Genomic DNA, 17928 nt, shown 5'->3' on the forward strand with positions numbered 1-17928 from the left:
AACGCCTCGAAGAACCTCGCCTTCAAGCCCTCAAAATCCACGATCCCCGCAACTCCCTGAACTCAGGGTGTTGCGGGGATCGCTAGAGCCCGCCGTGCGGGCAGGGGCCATCGGAGCGGCGGAGGGTGGTACTAGACCGGGCTGCCGGGCTTGCCGGAGTCCTTGGACTTCACCTGGCCCGACCACGGGGTGAGGGAGGAGTAGACGCACAGCGCCTCGCGGTCGTCGAACAGCCACCAGCGGCCCTGGCTCGGGTAGAAGTACCCGATCATTCCGTCCTCGGGGAGGTCGGCGGAGCTCGCCTGGTCCTGGCACATCCGGCGCGCGCTCGCCTCGACGCTCGCGACGCCGGGGTAGGAGCCGTTGCCGGGGAGCGTCACCGAGGCGAAGACCTCCAGCCGGTGCGGCTGGGCGCACGGGACGACCTGGTAGTGGTCCGACCCGCTCCGGTACGTGTGGATGTCGCCGACGGCGCAGTCGCCGGCCTGCAGGTACCAGGAGCCGGCCCGCCCAGCGACGACCGGGTGGCCGTCGGCGCCGCGCGTCGGGCCCGACGTCAGGTCGTGGTACGCGAAGGCCATGATGCCGCCGAGCATGGCGACGAAGAGGGTCCAGGTGACGGAGAACATCAGGCCGACGGCGGCGAAGCCGAAGCCGCCCTGCCGGCGGCGGAAGATCCGGCCGAACGAGCCGAGGGCGAGGCCCATCGACACCAGCGACAGCGGCGGGAGGAACCCGATGAGCCCGAGCACGAAGGAGGCGACGGCCATCCCGCTGACCTTGGCCTTCGGCTGCGGGACGAAGGGCGGCGGTACGGGGGCACCGGGCCCGCCGGGCACGTACGGCGGCCAGGCCTGCTGCCCGGGGACCGGTCCGAACTGCCGCCCGGCGGCGAGGCCGGCGCCGGCCTCGCCGGTCGCGTAGGGGTTGGCGTTGACGTCCGGAGCGGCGGGCTGCGCGGGCACTGCGGCGGCGGGCCGGGCGTCCGCAGGCTCCGGCTCGGCGCTCGGCTTCGGTTCGACGTCGGGGGCCGGCTGGGCGGCCGACGGTCCGGTGGCGGGTTCGGCGGACGGGTCGTCAATGGGCCGTGACACGGTGGCTGCTTTCCCCGGGGCGGTTCGGTGGGCGAAGGGCCCGCTCCCGGCGGGCCGCCCGGCGAATATAGCCGATGATCAGACTGCCGCTCACCCGAGATCCTCGGTGGGCGAAGGACCGGCCGAGGGACCGGGCCCCCGAAGGCGTCGTCAGCCCTCGAAGTCGTAGCACTCCCAAGGCACGACGAACGTGCCCGGTGCCACGAAGGCCTCGGGGATCCCGACCAGCCGGAGAAACGATTCTCCGCTGTCGTCCTCCGGCCCGTGCTCCACCTCGACGGCAGGGACGCCGAGGAACCCGCGCTCGAAGTGCAGCTCCGCGCGCACCGGCCGGGCCGGAGGCCGTCCGGTCAGGACGCCGAACACGCCCACGCCGTCCGCGTCCGCGTCCACCACCTCGCGGACCTCGAACCGCCAGTGGTCGGCGGCCAGCGCCAGGAGCCGACGGCCGTCGTCGCGGTGGAGCACCAGGACGTCCCGCCGGGCCCGGACCAGGTCGGCGATGACGCAGCACGCCTGGAGGCCGGGCAGGCCCGGGGCGCCGACCCGGCCGAAGTCGGGGTCGGGGAAACGATTCAGCAGCGTCTGGAGCAGGTCCAGCGCGGCTGAGGCGGCCCGCCGGTGGCCGTGTTCGACGACGTCCAGCAGGATCGGTACCGCGAGCTCGGCGGCCGGGTACACCGTGCCCTCGAAGTCGTCGGTGATGGCGCTGTCCAGCAGCCTGGTCATCCCGCGCGAGGCCTGGTTGAGCGTGGTCGCGGCGGCCAGGGCCCGCAGGTTCACCGCCGTGTCGGCGGTGTAGGGGTCCCGGCGGTGCGGGTGCGCCTCCCAGTCGACGGCGTCGATCGCTTCGAAGATCGCTTCCAGGTCCACGCGCGGCATCCTGCCAGACGCCCGGGCCGCCCCCGTACGGGTTTTCAGCGCGAGTGCGACGCCAGGCTCAGCATCAGGTGCGCCGACTCCGGGTGCTGGAAGTCCGAGTGGGCGCCCGCCGGTGCCAGCCGGGTGGCCGGGCCGCCCCGGTACACCGCGCTGGCGTCGACGTTCACGATCGGGTGGTCCAGCACGTCGTGCGGGTACGGCGAACCGGCCGGGCGCAGCAGCGTGGAGAACTGGTGCACCGGCGCCACGCCCGTGCCGGAGTGGCCGATGCCCGGCCGCCCTTCGGCCCGCAGGTGCCAGAAGCCGGTGGCGCGGTCCCAGCGGGAGTGGGTGAGCACGAGCGGCCCACGCAGCGGCGCGGCGTGGGCCGGCCTGCGGTCGGACTCGGGGAACAGCCGCGGGAACAGCCGGGAGAAGGCGTCGCGGGGCGCGGCCATCTGGAAGACCAGCGCGCTGTCCACGGTGAACGGCCGCGCCGGATCGCCCGGCCGGCTCCAGCTCAGGACCCGGGGCCCGGCGGGCCGCTCGGCCGCGTGCTGGACGGCCTCGCACAGGAACCGCCCGCCGAAGGAGTGCCCGACCAGGTGCAGGTACTGGCCGTTGCGGTTGGCCAGCACGGCGGGGTCGGCCGGGTGGCCGCGGTCGGCGTCGAGGTAGCCGAGCAGGTGGCCGAGCACGTACCCGGCCTGGCCGCGGCCGGGCGCGCTCATCGCGTGCGCCCGTTCACGGACGCGGCGGTACCCGCCGAGCGAGGGCAGGCTCGACGACGGCCAGCGCACCACGACGCACCACGGCCGGTACCCGCGCTCCAGGCCCGGGTACGCGCCCGGGCGGGCCCGGTGCAGGTCGGCGGCGCGCGAGAGCAGCGCCGTGGCCGCGCGGTCCGCCGCGGCGGGACTGGTCTGCCAGCCGTGGACGTACACGTAGATGTCGGTGGCCCGCTCCGGCACGCGCACGTGCCGGGCGAGGTGCTCGGCGACGCGCGCCTCGGGCACCGGGGTCCGGGTGCCGGGGACGAGCAGCCGACCGTTCTCGTCGAGGTCCACGGTGACGGGCCGGACGGACGGCGGGGTCGGGCGGCGGGTCACGGCGTGAGCTCCAGGATGCTGTCGATGCCGCAGTGCAGGGAGTAGGTGAGCGCGAGCGGGTTGCCGTGCTCGCGGGCGAAGCGCCTGACGAGGGTCTGGGTGATCTCGCCCGCCGTCAGCCCGCCGGTCAGGTAGAGGTCGAGGAAGGCGAACGCGTACTCGGCGGCGAACACCTGCGGGATCTCGATCTGCGGCCCGAGCACGCCCTCCGCCCCGAGGTCGACCAACGCCCGCCCCAGGTGTTCGAGTTCGCCTTCCGCGGACTGCCCGGTGTGGCAGGCGTTCAGGAGGACGAAGGGACGGAACATCGCCTCCGGTGCGTCCAGGTGCCGGCGCCGGTGGCGGCGCACGAGGTCGGCGTCGATGTGCCGGTCGTCGGAGAGGCGGACGGCGAGCTGCTTGAAGGCGGAGCCGTCGGCGACGAACTGGCCGTGGCACCAGAAGTACATGACGTCCTCGTCCAGCACCGCGCGCGACAGGGCGTCGAGCAGGCCGCGCGACTCGGTGCGGACGGTGAGGTGCGAGCGGTCCTCCAGCAGCTTGCGGACCTCGGGGGCGCGGCCGATGGATTCCAGGGTGTCGTCGGTGTTGAGGCTGGTGACCGGCCGGGGCCGGGCCGGGTGGGGCGGCTGGATCGGCGGGTAGGCGGCGCCGGTCTGCTCGATCTGGTGCCGGTGGCCGAGGAAGTCCGCCCACGGGTCCGGGCGGCCGTCGGGGCCCGGTCCGCCGTCGACGGCGAGCATCGGCCACGGCAGGTGCAGGTCGGAGTCGAAGCTGATCCGGAGCGGGCCGTGCTCGGTGAGCGTCCGGTTGAGGTACTCCCGGAAGACGGTCAGCTCCCGGCCGGGCCCGTCGAGCATCGTCTCCAGGAAGTACCGTCCCTCCTCGGCGAGTTCGGCCGCCCGGCCTTCGGCGACGGGGCGCAGGTGGGACACGTCGACGGCGGAGGCGAACGGGTAGTCGTCGGGCATCCCGAAGTCGTCGACCGTCGCGTAGCGGACCAGCTGGTCGCGCCAGGTCGTGCGCAGCCGGGCCGCCCTGGCGAGGAGCTTCGTGCCCGTGACGGCGAGCTCCGCGCGGTGCGGGCGGGTGCGCGGGGTGCGCTCGCCGGGCCGGAACGCGTGGATGTCCAGGGTGTCGTCGCGCCGGCGGCGCAGCGAGACGATGAGGTCGAGCGGGAGCGGGTCCTCGGCGTCCTCGGGGTTCCTGGCGTCCCTGGCGTCCTCGGCTTCTCGCGGACTGCGCTGGCGGGGGAGCCGGGTGAAGTTCGCGGAGGGGTTCTGCCGGATCTCGACGAGGAGCTCCTGGGGCACGTGCGTCACTCCTGCGTGGACTGGGGATCGGGGAGGCCGTGGACGGGACCTGGCAGCGGCACGTCCACGACGGCGGTGAGGTCCTGGAGGGCGGCGCCGTGGCCCGCGTCGTACACGGTGATCCGCACCCGGTGCCGCCCCGGCACGGCGGGCGTCAGCGCCAGCACGGCCGGTTCGCGGCCGGGCGCGTAGGCGGCGACCGGCGGTTCGAGCGCGGCGTCCGAGGCGACGGCGGCGACGAGCCGCAGGTCCGGCAGCTCGCGGGGGTCGGCGCCGGGCGCGTCGGGCTCCAGCCGCAGTTCGAGCCGCACGGTGCTGCCGGGCGCGGGCTCGTCGAGCAGCGTGAGCCGGGGGCGCCAGGCGCTGCGGGATACCGTCACGGCCGTCCGCCGGGCCCGTCGTGCGGGGAGCGGCAGGTCGGGCACGGCGGTGAGGGCGGGAGGCTCCGCCGAACCGTGCAGCCTCGCCCGGGTCTCGACGGCCAGCGGGTGTTCGGGGCCCATGACGGCCTCCCGCCCGGCCCGGACGGCGTCGAGCAGCTCCTGCGCGGCCTCCGGCCGGCCCGCCCCGGCGAGGGCTCGGGCGAGGCCGACGGCGAGGGTGGGGTAGTGGCCGACCACGCGGGGCCGCTCGGCCCCGACGGACAGGGCCCGCTCGTCGCGCCGCCGGTGCCCGTCGGCCAGCAGGGTGACGGCGCTCCGGCTGTTGGGCGGCAGGAGGTCCGCGACGACGCCCGCGTAGACGCGGACGGCCCCGGCGTGGTCCCCGGCGCGGAGACGGGCGTACGCGAGGCTCTGGCGGATGCTCAGGGTGCCCGGGTGGCGGGGGCCGTGCGCCTCGGTGGCTTCCTCGGCGAGTTCCTCCAGGAGGACGACGGCGCGCAGCGGGCGGGGGCCGTCGGCGAGGACGAGGCCCTGGATCTCGCGGGCCAGGAGGGCGCGGGGGTCGGTCGGGTCCAGGGTCTCGCGGGTGCAGGCGACGAGCTCCGCCGCCAGGAGCGTGGCGGCCTCCTGGTCGCCGGTCGCCCGGTGCGCGAGCGCGAGGTTGCCCTCCGTCGCGAGGACCATCGGATGGGCGGCGCCGAGGTGCCGGGCCGCGTCGGCGGCCAGGGCGGTGTAGTCGGCCACGGCGGCTTCAGCGCTACCGGCGCTACCGGCGCTACCGGCGTAACCGGCGTAACCGGCCAGGAGCCGGGCGTCGGTGAGGTCGCGGCGCGTCATCAGCACCTGGAGGCTGCCCTCGCCGAGGGCCAGGGTCGCTGCGTCGAGGACGTCCTCGTAGCAGGCGACGGCTTCGGCGTAGCGCCCGGCGTCGCAGTGGTTGAGCGCGATGCTGTCCCAGGCGTCGAGCGTCAGGGGGTGCCCGGCGCCGAGGGCGCGGACGCGGCCGGACCTGACGTGCTCGAAGACGGCGGCGGCGCGGTCGTGCTGCCAGGCGCGGCGGAGTCCGTGGCCGAGCGACTCGGTGGCGGCGAGGGCGTCCGGGTGGTCGGGGCCGAGGACGCGGGCGTGCGCGGCGACGACGGCCTCGCGTTCGGCGATCGCCGCCCGCTTGCGGCCGGCCAGGTTGAGGGCCTGGGCGAGGCCGCGGCGCTCGTCGAGGGTGTCGGGGTGGTCGGGTCCCTGGATCCGGGTCCGGTCGGCGACCAGCGCCTCGTACAGCCCGACGGCCCGGTCGGCCTCGCCGAGTTCGCGCCGGGTCCGGGCGATCGCGCGGCGCAGGTCGAGGGTGGCGGGGTGCTCGGGGCCCTGGATCCGCAGCCGATCGGCGAGCAGCGCTTCCCGGTCGTCCAGGGCCTGACGGATCATCCCCGCCTCGTGGCGGGCGAAGGCGAGGTTGGCGCGCTCGGTCAGCGTGGCCGGGTGGTCCGGGCCTTGGACGCGGATGCGGTCCTGGAGCAGCTCCTCGATGAGCCTGGCGGCGAGGTGCCGGTCGCCCGCTGCCTGGTGCGTCGAGGCGAGCAGGTACCGGGTGCCGAGCGTGCTCGCGTGGTCCGGCCCGTCGAGGCGCAGCCGGTCGGCGAGCAGGGCCTCGCACAGCTCCGTCGCCCGCCCGAAGTCGTTCGTCACCCGGTATTCGACCGCGAGCCACCACCGGTCGCCGAGCGCCCCCGGGTGGTCGGCACCGAGGACGCGGGCCCGGTCGGACGCCAGCGACTCGAAGAGGGCGATCGCGCGCCGGTGGTCGCCGGCCTCCTGGACGAACCAGGCCAGGGTGAACCGGGCGCCGAAGGTGTCCGGGTGGTCCGGGCCCACGAGCCGGGTCCGGGCCGCGACGAGCTCCTCCGCGATGTCCCGGGCACGGCGGTGGCTCCGTGCGGCGGAGCAGGCCCAGGCCAGGCCGGAGCGGGCCTGGAGCGTTTCGTGGTGGTCGGGGCCGTGGATCCGGGCGTTGTCGGTGACGAGGACGTCGAAGAGTTCGAGGGCGCGGGCGTGGTCGTCGGCGAGGCGGTGCGCCGTGGCCTGCCACCAGCGATTGGTGAGCGTTTCGTGGTGGTCGGGGCCGTGGATCCGGGTGCTGTCGGCGACCAGGGCCTCGAAGAGTTCGAGCGAGCGGGCGTGGTCGACGGCCACCTGGTGTGCGTGGGCCTGCCACCAGCGGATGCCGAGCGTGGTGGGGTGGTCGGCGCCGAGGACGCGGGTGCCGATGGTGACCAGCGTCGGGTAGAGGGCGAGCGCGCGGTGGTGCTCGCTCGTGACCGTCAGGCAGCGGGCGAGGGCCAGGAGGTCGCCCAGGGTGGCGGGGTGGTGCGGGCCCTCGACGCGCGCCCGGTCGGCGGCCAGCTCCTCGTACAGCCTGACGGCCGTGCGGGGGTCGTCGGTGTCCCGGTGTGTCGCGGCGAGCCAGTGCCGGGCGTCCAGGGTGTCGGGGTGGTCGGGGCCCAGCACGCGGGTGCGGTCGGCCACCAGCCCGGTGTAGACCGCCAGAGCGCTGCGGTGGTCACCCACGCGCTGGTGTGCGGTGGCCAGCCAGTAGAGGCTGTCGAGGGTGTCGGGGTGGTCCGGCCCCTGGATGCGGGCCGCGTCGGCCGCGAGCGCCGTGAGCAACGCGAGCGCGTGACGGTGGTCCCCCGCCTCCCCGTGGGCCAGCGCCTGCCAGCGGCGGGCACCGAGGGTGTCGGGGTGGTCCGCCCCCTGGACCCGGGTGCGGTCCTCGACCAGCGCGTCGCACAGCTCGGCCCTGCGCCGGTGGTCGCCGGCGGCGCCGCAGGCCTGCGCGAGGCCCAGGCGGGCGTTGAGCGTCTCCCCGTGGTCCGGGCCGTGGACGCGGGCGTGCTCCTCGACCAGCCGCTCCCACTCCGCGAGCGCCGCCCGCGGACGACCGGCGGCCTGCAACGCCCAGGCGAGGCGGTGGCGTTCGGCGAGGGTGTGCGGGTGGTCCGGGCCGTGGAGCCGGATGCGGTCGGCCACCAGCCGCTCCCGCTCCGGCAGTTCCTGCGCGGCCGGCCCGGCGAGGCGCAGCGCGAACGCGAGGTCGCCGCGCTCCTCCAGGACGTCCGGGTGGTCCGGCCCCTGGACACGCTCGCGGTCCTGCACCAGCGCGCGGTGGAGCTCGACCGCCCGCCGGTAGCGGCCCGCCTCGCGGTGCGCGCGGGCGAGGCCGGTGCGGGCGGCGAGCGTCTCGGGGTGGTCGGGGCCGAGGGAGCGGCCGTAGTCGGCGACGGCCTCCGTGTACTCCGCGAGGGCCGCGGCCGGGCTGCCCGCGTCGCTGCGCGCGAGGGCGAGGCGGCAGCGGGCGGCGAGCGTCTGCGGGTGGTCCGGGCCCTGGACGCGCGTGCGGTCGCGCACGACCGCCTCGTAGCCGGCCACCGCCGCCGGGTGGTCGCCGGCGACGGCGTGCGCGGCGGACAGCCAGCCGCGGCTCGTCAGCGTGTCGGGGTGGTCCGGGCCCAGCACGCGGGTGCGGTCGGCCACCGCCTCCTCGTACAGGGCGACGGCCAACCGGTGCTCGCCCGCCGTCAATTGGGCGAAGGCCAGGCCGATCCGGCGGGTCAGCGTGTCCGGGTGGTCGGGGCCGAGGACGCGGGCGGCGTCGGCCAGCACGCGCTCGAACTCGGCCACCGCCTCCGCGTGCCGCCCGGCCACCTGTAGCGCGTACGCGAGGCCCGCCCGGCTGGACAGGGTGTCCGGGTGGTCGGCGCCGAGCACCCTGGTCCGGTCCGCCACGACCGAGCCGAACTCCTCGACGGCCAGCGCGTGCTGGCCCGACCGCCGGTACGCGTGGCCGAGCGTGTTGCGGTCGCCGAGCACCGCCGGGTCGTCCGGGCCGAGCAGGTGCAGGCGGTCGGCGATGACGGACCGCGTCAGCGCGATGGCCCGGGCCGGATCGCCGGTGCGCGCGTGCAGCTCGGCGAGCCGGCCTCGGGTCGCGACCGTGTCGGGGTGGTAGGTGCCCAGCAGCCGGGCCTGGCCGTCCGCCAGTGCCGTCACCAGCGGGAGCGCGAACACCCGCTGCGCCTTGTCGGTGAACTCCTCCGCCGCCAGGCGGTAGAGCGCGACCGTCCGCGCCGTCGGCCGCTCGGACGGGCCGGTGGCGGCCAGCTCGCGGATGTGCGGCAGCAGCGCCCGGCGGATCCGCGGGTCGGACGCCGGCCACAGCCGCGCCGCCGCCTCGGCGAGCTGCTGCTCGGCGCGCTCGCGCATCCGCCGCCCGCCGTCCGCGGTGCGCAGCACGCTCTGCAGCAGCCGGTGCACGGCGACCGTGGACGTGCCGAGGGTGATCAGGTTGTAGTCGGCGAGCAGCCGGAGCCCGGCCGCGACCTCGTCCGGCCGGCGCGCACCGAACGGCACCAGGGCCTCGCGCGGCAGCGCCTCGGGGGCGTACCAGGCGAGGGTGCGCAGCAGCTCGACGGCGAACGGCGCGGTGGTCTGGACGGTGTGCAGCGTCGTCTGCCACAGCCGCGCGACCGTCTCGACGGTGGACGGGCGGGTGCCCGTGCTGGGGCCGGTGGAGCGCAGCAGGCGGCGGCGGTAGGCCGCGAACGTGGTGCGGGTCTGCTGGACGAACGCCCCGGCCTGGGCGAGGGCGAGCGGCAGGTGGCCGAGCTCGTCGGCGAGCGAGCGGGCCTCGGCCTGCTCGTCGGCGTCCACGGCGCTGCCCGGGTAGGCGGTGTCGCACAGCAGCCGGGCGGCCTCGGGCCCGTCGAGCACGTCGATCCGCACCCGCCGGATGCCCGGGTGCCAGCCGCTCGCGCGCCGGCTGGTGACGAGCTGGTGGCCGCAGCCGAGCAGGCGGCCGAGGTAGGGGGTGAGGTGGAGCGGGTCCTCGGCGTTGTCGAACACGAGCAGCCAGCGGTCGTGCGCGCGCAGCCAGGCCAGCGCCCACTCGACCTGCTGGCCCGGGGTGGCGGTGAGCGCCCACGACGGGTACAGCTGGACGGCGAGGTCCGCGAAGGCCTCGGCGAGCTGCTCCTCGGACTCGGCGGTGATCCACCAGATCAGCCGGTAGTGGTCGGCGTGGGCGTAGGCGTAGTGCAGGGCGAGCGTGGTCTTCCCGACGCCGCCGAGGCCGTGGAGCGTGGTGGCCTGGGTGACGAGCCCGCTGCCGTCGCCGTCCGCGAGCGCCTCGCCGATGGCCTGGAGCGCGGCGTCCCGCCCGACGAAGCCGCCGCCGGAGCGCGGCGGGAGGTTGTGCCAGGGCGGGGTGGCCTCGACGCTGAGCGCGGCCCGCGCGGCGGCGGGCGGCAGGACGACGCTGCGCTGCTCGGTGTGCGGGTTGACGGCGGTGGTGGAGGGCGCGGACGGGCGGCGGCGCTGCTCGAACGCGTCGTGGTCGGGCAGGCCGCCCTCGGGCCGGGCGTGCGTCGTCATCGACGTGATCACCGTGCTGCCCACCCCCCCCGTTGACGCTTGCTCGCCAACGGTAACGGGAGATCAGCGGGCTGTCAGCGGATTTGGGCAGGTGGGTGATGCGCCGTCAGGCCGCACCGTCAGGCCGCACTGCCACTCCGCGCTGCCACCGCGCACTGCCACTCCGCGCTGCCACCGCGCGCCGTCAGTCCGCGAGCCCCAGTGGGTCCTCGGCGCCGTCGAGCAGTTCCGGGCCGTTGGAGCGCACGCTGTTGACGGCCGTCGACACGGCCCGCACGCGCAGGGCGCCGTCGGCGGGGCGGCGCAGCAGGTGGTGCAGCTCGGTGGCGTCGGTGACGTCCGGGGCGAGCCAGGTGGGCACGTCGTCCGGGGCGATGGTGAGCGGCATGCGGTCGTGGACGCGGCCGGCGGTGTCCGTCGCGTCGGTGGTGATGATGGTCGCGGTGGCGAGCCAGGCGGCGGGGTCGTCCTCGGCGAGGGTGCGGTCGCGCCAGAACTCGTACAGCCCGGCCATCAGCATCACCGAGCCGGTGCTGAGGAAGTACGGCTGCTTGAACTTCTTGCGGTCGGCCTCCGCCGGGACCTCGCGCCACTCGAAGTAGCCGTCCGCCGGGATCACGCACCGCCGGGCGGTGAAGGCCTTGCGGAAGGCGGGCTTCTCGTGGACGGTCTCCGAGCGCGCGTTGATCATGCGGGCGCCGCCGGAGGCGTCCTTGGACCAGGACGGGACGAGGCCCCACCGCAGCGGCCGGAACTGCCGCAGCAACTCGCCGGTCTCGCGGTCGACCCGTTCGAGCACCGCCGGGACGGGGTCGGTCGGGGCGACGTTCCAGCTCGGGGCGAGGGCCTCGGCGGGGTCCCAGCGGAGCTCGCCGAGCAGGCCGACGAGGTCCTGGGGCGTGGTGGTGGAGACGAAACGGCCGCACATGCTCCCCACCCTGTCACTCCCGACCGACAAACGCCCTCACCTCCCACCCGCTTCAGGCGGCGACCGTGGCCATGACCTCCGCGGAGGCGTCGAACGGCGCGGTGCGCGCGGCAGCGGCGAACGCCGGCCGGGGACCCGCCCCGGGTGGTCCGCGCGGACGAATCTGCCGGTGGGTCGTGCCGGGACGTTCCGGGCGACGGCAGGGCCGAGGTTATGAATGAGCCGCCCGACCCCTCATGAACACCGACTTCAGGAGCCACACGAATGCGCCCTGTGAGAACGGCCTGCCTCGGCACGGCCGCCGCGCTGGTCACCCTCCTCGCCTCCGCCCCCGTCGCGACGGCCGCGACGAACACCGAATCGCCCGTCCCCCAGGCCCGCGACCGGGTCATCACCCTCATCGGCCGCCTCGCCCAGCAGTCGTTCTTCCCCGTCAACCCCGGCGGCGCCCCCGCCCAGGGCGACCGGACCGTCTTCCGCTCGGTGCTCTCCGATCTGGACGGCAACCAGGTCGGCGAGACCGGCGGCACCTGCACCACCACCCGCACCGACAACGGTGGCGCCGAGGAGTGCACCGTGACCTACACCCTCCCCGGTGGCCAGATCACCGCCCAGGGGATGGTCTTCGGCAACCTCAACCCGGGCCCGCCGCCTTCGTTCGACAACGCGATCACCGGCGGCACCGGGGACTTCGACCGCGCCCGTGGCTCGATCCACGCCGACACGGTCGGTCCGGGGACGAGGCGCTTCATGATCGACCTCGACCGCTGACCCAATTCCCCGCCCGCGGCCGCATCACCGGCATCAGCGAATGCCGACCGGTGATGCGGCCGCGGGCGGTCGGATGTAGAGGGACGCGTGGGAGTGGGAAGTCGGCGGGTCCGACTTCCCACTCCCACCACGCTGAGGGTCAGGCCGCGTCCGGGTCGGTGCCGATGGCGCCGGCCGAGCGGAGTGACCGCCCGAGGTCCCCGGTGAGGATGCGGGGGTGTCGCCGCCACCACCACAGGTCGGGGCCTGGCAGTTCGTGGAACCGGTCGAGTGCTTGGCCGTCGTCGTCGACGGTCGCGGCCTTGTACCGGTCGTCCAGGGCTTTGATCCGCGGCGTCCAGAGCTGGACGAGGTGCTCGTCCAGCAGGAGCCACGCCTCGTGGAGCCAGTTCCGGCAGTAGAGGTCGTTGGTGTACTCGTGGATGTCGTCGTCATAGCCGCGCTCGATGACACCCACCAGGGCGGCCCACGCGTTCACCATGTCCGAGACCGTGAACGCCGTCCGCCAGCCGCGCTGGTGCAACAGCTCGCCCACCTCGGTTTCCGTGGCCATGATCGTGAGGCTCTCATGCCGAAACCCTCCGGGCTACCGAGATGTGCCCGCACGCGGCCGGCCGCACGCCCGAACCTAGCCGGAGGTGGTGACTGTCGTGGTCTCGCCGGGGGAGACGTGGAGTGTGGTCGTGCTGTAGGTGGTGCCGTCCACTGTGGTGGTCTGGGCCGGGTGCGGTGTGCCGTTGACGGTGATGGTGGGGTGGGTGCCGGGGAAGCGGGGGGTCCAGGTGAGCGGGGTCGGGCCCGTGTTGGTGAGGGTCGTGGCGCTGCGGCCGTCCTGGCGGAGGGTGATCCGCGTTGTGCCGACGGGGATGTCCGCGACCTGGAGCCAGGTCATCGAGCTCGGCAGGTGGGAGGTGGTTTCGACGGCGTCGGAGGCGGCGGAGGCGTCGGGGGTGAGGCCCAGGAGGCCCTGGACGGTCTGGGACAGCAGGGTGAACGGGACTTCGGGGTAGTCGCCGTTCAACATGCGGCCGCTGGTGTGGACTTGGGGGGTGGCCTCGTAGATGGTGCGCATCCACTTCCACGCCCTGTCCCCGTCGCCGGCGGCGAAGAAGGCGTCCGGCAGGTAGGTGTAGGCCTCCAGGTTGTCGGAGCGTTGCGGGCCGGAGTCCTGGGCGTCGAGGTCGGCGAGGAAGGCGTCCCGGCGCGGGCCCGCGTCCAGGAGGTGTTTGGCGGGCATCAGGATGCTCGCCTCGTAGCCCCAGTCGGTGAGGGGGTGGCCGTTGGTGTCGTAGCCGTGGACGACGGCGTCGGGGTGTTGCGGGTCCACCGTCCAGGCGGAGTTCGCGTATTGGAGGAGGGTTTCGGCTGCCTGGCGGTAGGTGGCGCGGTCGCTGCGCGAGGAGGCGAGGGTCGCGGCGGCGAGGTAGGCCTGGTACTGGGCCGCGAGGGCGTCGCCCGCCTCGGCGTACGTGGTGGTGGCGTTCTCGGCGTAGCTCGCGGTGCCCTTGAAGATGTTGCGGCTGGCGGCCTGCGGGATCGGAACGCCGCCGTTGTCGACGGGCCCGGGGTGGCGGGCGATGTACGGGCCGAGCGTGCCGCGGACGTAGCGGGTGAGGACGGGGTCGTCGGTGTAGTCGCGGTCGCCGGTCCAGCGGTAGGCCTCGCCGGTCTTCTCCACGAGCTCGAAGGGGGCGGGGAGTTCCCGGACGAAGCTGCTCGGGCTGCGGTAGTCGATGCTGCCCGGGGTCTTGGCGTCGAAGTTGACGGACCACACCGGGTCCAGTCCGTTGGCGTCGGTCGCGGAGGCGGCGAAGGCGCGCAGCATGGTCTTGTTCTGGGCGTCGAGCCCCAACAGGTGGGCGCCGACGAGCTGGTGGGCGAAGTCGCGGCTGTAGAAGTCGGACCGGAACGGGTAGCCGGCCCAGTAGGTGGTGTCGTAGGCCGCGGTGCCCGTGCCGTCGGGGTGGTTCTCGTCGAGGTTGAGGATGCCGGGGGCGCCGGCCTGCTGGACCCAGCTGTTGGCCTTGGTCTTGGCCCAGTCGAACAGGGCGACGACCTCGGGGTCGGAGGAGTCGATCAGCGGGTCGTTCGGGGCGGAGGGAGCGACGGCGGCCTCGTCGACGTTGACCCAGCCGGTGGGGGAGGAGCCGAAGGCGAGCGTCAGCCGGTCGCCGGGCGAGAGGTGGATGCGGGGGAGGGTGTACTTGGCGTAGACGGGCTGGCCGGGGAGGGCGAGTTGGCGGACGACTGTGCCGTTGACGGTGGCCGAGAAGGTGCCGCCCGCTGCTCCGCTCGCGATCCACGCGGACAGGTCGTACGTCCCGTCGGTGACGGCGGTGACCTCCTGGCTCACCCGGTAACCGGTGCCCGTGTCGAGGTAGGCGAGGCGGGTGCCGGTGTGCGGGTTGTTGGTGGCGAGGCCGGTGTGGGCGGTGAACGTCCAGCCGTCGGCGCCCAGTTCGAAGCCGGGGTTGGCGAGGAGGAGCGGCTCGGTGCGGGTGAGCGTCCAGCGCTGGGCGGGTCTCGGGGTGCAGGGCTGGACGCGGACCGGGCCGTCGTGGTGGGGCGTGAGGCAGCGGCCGCCCGTGGCGAGGGTGTGGCCGCCGGGCACGGGGGAGACGGTGAAGCGCGCTGCGCTGCCGCAGTCGGCGGCGGTGAGGTCGGCGGCGAGGCAGCGCCCGGTCGCGGCGTCGGCGAGGAGGTAGCCGTCGGCGCCGCGGCGCAGTTGCCACCGCTGGCTGAGCAGGCCCTGGCAGGCGGCGGTGACGGCGGGCGTGCCGAGGGCCGGCCGGGCGAACCGCGGGCCCAGGCAACTGCCGTCCACGGATGACGAGATGACGTAGGTGCCGCCGTCCACCGGATCGTCTCCGGCGGCGGAGGCGGGGGCCGCTCCCGCGATGACGGCGAGGGCGGCGAGGGCGGAGAAGCTGGACAGGACGGTGTTGTGCACGGGAGGCATGAGTGGCTCCTGAGCGTACGTCGGGGGCGCTGGGTCAGTGGAGTGTTGAACGTTCAAATCGCGGCGGGACGGGTGGGACAAGTGCGGGCGCGAACCTCAGGCCGAAGGGCTTGACCCATGTGATCGGTGACATGTGTCATTTCACATGGCGTCCTGAGGGCCCGTCAACGGGCGCGCAAGGACGGCCGTTGCTTTCCCGTTCCCTCTCCCCGTTCCCCGTTCCCCGTTCCTCGTTCCCCTTCCTCGTTCCCCTTCCTCCGACCGAGAGTCAGGACCTCCCTGTGCCTACCGCACGTTCACGTCTCGCCGGATCGCTCCGGAAACTCCTGCTCGGGGCGCTCGTCCTCGGGCTCGCCGGCACCGGCACCGCCGGTACGGCCCTCGCCCAGGGCGAGCGGCAGCCCGGGCCGGCGGGCAGCGCCGCGCCCGCCGATCCGCACCCGGCCGCCGAGGGCTGGCGGCAGATCGACGGCACCTGGGTGCAGGTCGGCGCCACCCGGCCGCACGTGATGCCCAACGCCACCACCTTCGCCCAGCGGCAGGCGGCGAAGACCACTGCGGCCGCCGCCCCGCGCAACAACTACGACCTGCAGATGACCTACCGGGGCGGCCAGGACTCGATCGGCGTCACCACGGGCCAGCCGAAGGTGTACCTGATCTACTGGGGCAGCCAGTGGGGCACCCCCGGCACGGACGCGACGACCGGAAACCTCACCCTCTCGGGTGACCCGGACGCCGCCGCGCCCTACCAGCAGGACTTCTTCAAGGGCCTGGGCAGCACGACCGACACGTGGTCCCGCGTGATGACCCAGTACTGCGAGGGCATCGCGCCCGGTTCGTCCTACTGCCCGCCCGACGCCAACCACGTCGGCATGCCGGTGGCCGGCCAGACGCTCGCGGGCGTGTGGGTGGACAACGCGGCGCCCGCGCCGAAGGCCGCCACCGAGCCGGAGATCGCGGCCGAAGTCGTCGCCGCCGCCAAGCACTTCGGCAACACGGACCCGAACCGGAACCGGGACGTGCAGTACATCATCAACACCGGCCAGGGCCTGGACTCCGACAAGTGGAAGGAACTCGGCTACTGCGCCTGGCACACCTTCATGCGCAGCTCGGCCGGCACCCTCGCCTACACGCTCATGCCGTACCTGACCGACGTGCCCGCGTGCGGCACCAACTGGATCAACCCGGGTGCGCGCGGCCGCCTCGACGGCTACGGGATCATCGGCGGTCACGAGTACGCCGAGACGATCACCGACCAGAACGCCTCCGGCGCCTGGACGGACGCGACCGGCCAGGAGAACGGCGACAAGTGCTCCTGGATCCCGGTCGGCCGCAACGGCGGGATGTTCAACCTCCAGCTCTCGACCGGGAGTTTCCCGGTGCAGACCACGTGGTCGAACTACGACCACCTGTGCACGGGCGACGACCCGGTCTTCGCCAACGCGCAGCTCCTCGTGACCCGTCCGTGCGAGCAGACGGTCGAGAGCGGCAAGCCCGTCGACCTCGCCGTCCTCGCCTCCGACCGCGCCGGGCGCCCGATCACGTACGGCGCCAAGGGCCTGCCCGCCGGGCTGCGGATCGACGCGGAGACCGGCCGCATCACCGGGACGACGCACGCGACCGGCTGGCGCACGATCACCGTGACCGGCCGCGACGACCAGGGCAACACGCAGAGCCAGACCTTCCGGGCCGGCTTCTTCCGCGGCCCGCAGACCGGCTGCACCCCGATCGAGCAGCTCAACGACCCGGGCTTCGAGAACGGCACCGCAGACCACGGCGTGTGGAACCCGTCCGGCTACAACATCATCACGCCGTCCACCGCCCACCAGGCGCACGGCGGCGCGACGTACGCGTGGCTCGGGCAGAACGCCGCGAGCGACGACTCCATCGTCCAGTGGGTCGAGACGACCCCGGGCTACACCCAGGAGCACCTGTCCTTCTGGCTGAACGTCACGGGCAGCGCCCAGGGCGCCTCCGCGCCCGGCGGCTCGGCGGTGGACACGCTCTCGCTGGAGCTGTACGACCAGTGGAGCGGCACCTACATGGCGACCGTCAAGACCTGGAGCAACCTGGACACGACGAACGGCTACCGGCTGCAGTCCTTCGACCTGACGCCGTACGTGGCGGCCGAGTTCGGCTCGACGGTGGGCATCAAGCTGGTCGCGCACTCGACGAGCGGGAAGACCGCCTTCCTGGTGGACGACGCGTCGGTGAAGCTGACCTGATTCCGCCGTTCGGCGCAGTCCTCCGGCCCCGGCCCTGGTCCCGGTCCCGGCCGGGGCCGGAGGGCGATCGGGAAGGGGATGTGCCACTTGTGGTGCGTCCCTTCCGAGGCGGGCTCGGACTCCCTAGCGTTGTGCGCATGACAAAATTTGGTGCGTCGGTAGCCGCTGTTCTCACCGCCCTCGCGCTCGCCGCCCCGGCCACGGCGGCCCGTGCCGAGGCGGGGCCGGCCGCGAACCCGGCCGCGAACCCGGCCGCGGGCCCCGCGGCGACCGCGACCGTCACCGCCCAGCAGGCCCTCGACCAGGTGCTGGCCGCGGCCCGCGACGGGAAGCCCGCCCTCGCGGGTGCGGCGCTCGCCGACTCGGGGCCGTTCTACTTCCACGTCCGTGCCTACGGGGACGGCTACTGCCTCGACAACTTCGCCAGCGGCGGCGGTGCGAACAACTCGCCCGCCGGCTTCTGGGCCTGCAACAACGGGCCCACCGAGCAGTGGCGGTGGCGCGTGTACGACGCGGGGGCCTTCTACGGGCTCGAACTCGTCAACAACGCCTCCGGCCGCTGCCTGGACTACCCCGAGTCGTGGGGCAACACGGTGGGCGCGCAGTTCAACGTCTACGACTGCAAGGACGGCGGCGCCCCGGGGCAGACCTTCCACTCCTACGTCAACGGTGCCGACATCTCGCTCACCTCGCCCAAGACCAGCAGCGTCGTCGCCCTCGACGGCTACTCGTCGCGCTGGCAGGGCAACGGGAGCCCGGTCGGCCTGTGGTACGCGGACACCAACAACTTCAACGCCTGGCAGCGCTGGTACTGAGACGCTCGCCGATTCCCTCCGGCCCCGGTCCGCAGCCAGCGGA

11 protein-coding genes are annotated in these 17928 nt (G+C 74.4%); 3 read left to right on the forward strand and 8 right to left on the reverse strand.

Going from position 1 to position 17928, the window contains the following annotated elements; translation table 11 throughout:
• Nucleotides 1–131: 131 nt before the first annotated feature.
• The 6 genes from ACFVSN_RS35570 to ACFVSN_RS35595 form a co-directional block, all read right to left on the reverse strand.
• Nucleotides 132–1094 (reverse strand): hypothetical protein, encoded by a 963-nt coding sequence (locus tag ACFVSN_RS35570; protein ID WP_387603641.1) that lies wholly within the window; start codon nt 1092–1094, stop codon nt 132–134.
• A 150-nt stretch (nt 1095–1244) separates the two neighbouring features.
• Entirely contained in the window at nt 1245–1967 is a 723-nt protein-coding gene (locus ACFVSN_RS35575; protein WP_380437599.1) for a hypothetical protein, read from the reverse strand.
• Nucleotides 1968–2011: 44 nt separating this feature from the next.
• Nucleotides 2012–3064, reverse strand: a complete 1053-nt coding sequence (locus tag ACFVSN_RS35580) for a hypothetical protein (RefSeq protein ID WP_387603644.1) — start codon at nt 3062–3064, stop codon at nt 2012–2014.
• Nucleotides 3061–4377, reverse strand: a complete 1317-nt coding sequence (locus ACFVSN_RS35585) for a CHAT domain-containing protein (protein WP_380493118.1) — start codon at nt 4375–4377, stop codon at nt 3061–3063. Before ACFVSN_RS35585 ends, ACFVSN_RS35580 begins: the two co-directional genes overlap by 4 nt.
• Nucleotides 4378–4382: 5 nt before the next feature.
• Entirely contained in the window at nt 4383–10187 is a 5805-nt protein-coding gene (gene fxsT, locus ACFVSN_RS35590) for an FxSxx-COOH system tetratricopeptide repeat protein (protein ID WP_387603647.1), read from the reverse strand.
• A 184-nt stretch (nt 10188–10371) separates the two neighbouring features.
• A complete protein-coding gene (locus ACFVSN_RS35595) occupies nt 10372–11115 on the reverse strand; it encodes an SOS response-associated peptidase (protein WP_387603650.1) in 744 nt (247 codons plus the stop codon).
• A 264-nt stretch (nt 11116–11379) separates the two neighbouring features.
• On the opposite strand from ACFVSN_RS35595, the gene ACFVSN_RS35600 reads away from it, so the two are divergent.
• Complete coding sequence (locus ACFVSN_RS35600) at nt 11380–11886, forward strand: hypothetical protein (protein WP_387603653.1); 507 nt, start codon at nt 11380–11382, stop codon at nt 11884–11886.
• Nucleotides 11887–12025: 139 nt separating this feature from the next.
• Here ACFVSN_RS35600 and ACFVSN_RS35605 read toward each other — a convergent pair whose 3' ends face one another.
• A complete protein-coding gene (locus ACFVSN_RS35605; RefSeq protein WP_380491585.1) occupies nt 12026–12439 on the reverse strand; it encodes a hypothetical protein in 414 nt (137 codons plus the stop codon).
• A 75-nt stretch (nt 12440–12514) separates the two neighbouring features.
• The gene (locus tag ACFVSN_RS35610; RefSeq protein WP_387603303.1) at nt 12515–14845 is read right to left on the reverse strand and encodes a hypothetical protein; all 2331 of its coding nucleotides are present in this window, start codon (nt 14843–14845) and stop codon (nt 12515–12517) included.
• Between the two features lie 281 nt (nt 14846–15126).
• Here ACFVSN_RS35610 and ACFVSN_RS35615 point away from each other — a divergent pair, with 281 nt between their 5' ends.
• Together ACFVSN_RS35615 and ACFVSN_RS35620 are read left to right on the forward strand one after the other, a co-directional pair.
• Entirely contained in the window at nt 15127–17070 is a 1944-nt protein-coding gene (locus tag ACFVSN_RS35615) for an Ig domain-containing protein (RefSeq protein ID WP_387603300.1), read from the forward strand.
• A 137-nt stretch (nt 17071–17207) separates the two neighbouring features.
• Nucleotides 17208–17885 (forward strand): RICIN domain-containing protein, encoded by a 678-nt coding sequence (locus tag ACFVSN_RS35620; protein ID WP_387603297.1) that lies wholly within the window; start codon nt 17208–17210, stop codon nt 17883–17885.
• The last annotated feature ends 43 nt before the right edge of the window (nt 17886–17928 follow it).

Source organism: Kitasatospora sp. NPDC057904 (assembly GCF_042887925.1).
In the GTDB taxonomy this organism is placed as follows: Bacteria; Actinomycetota; Actinomycetes; order Streptomycetales; family Streptomycetaceae; genus Kitasatospora.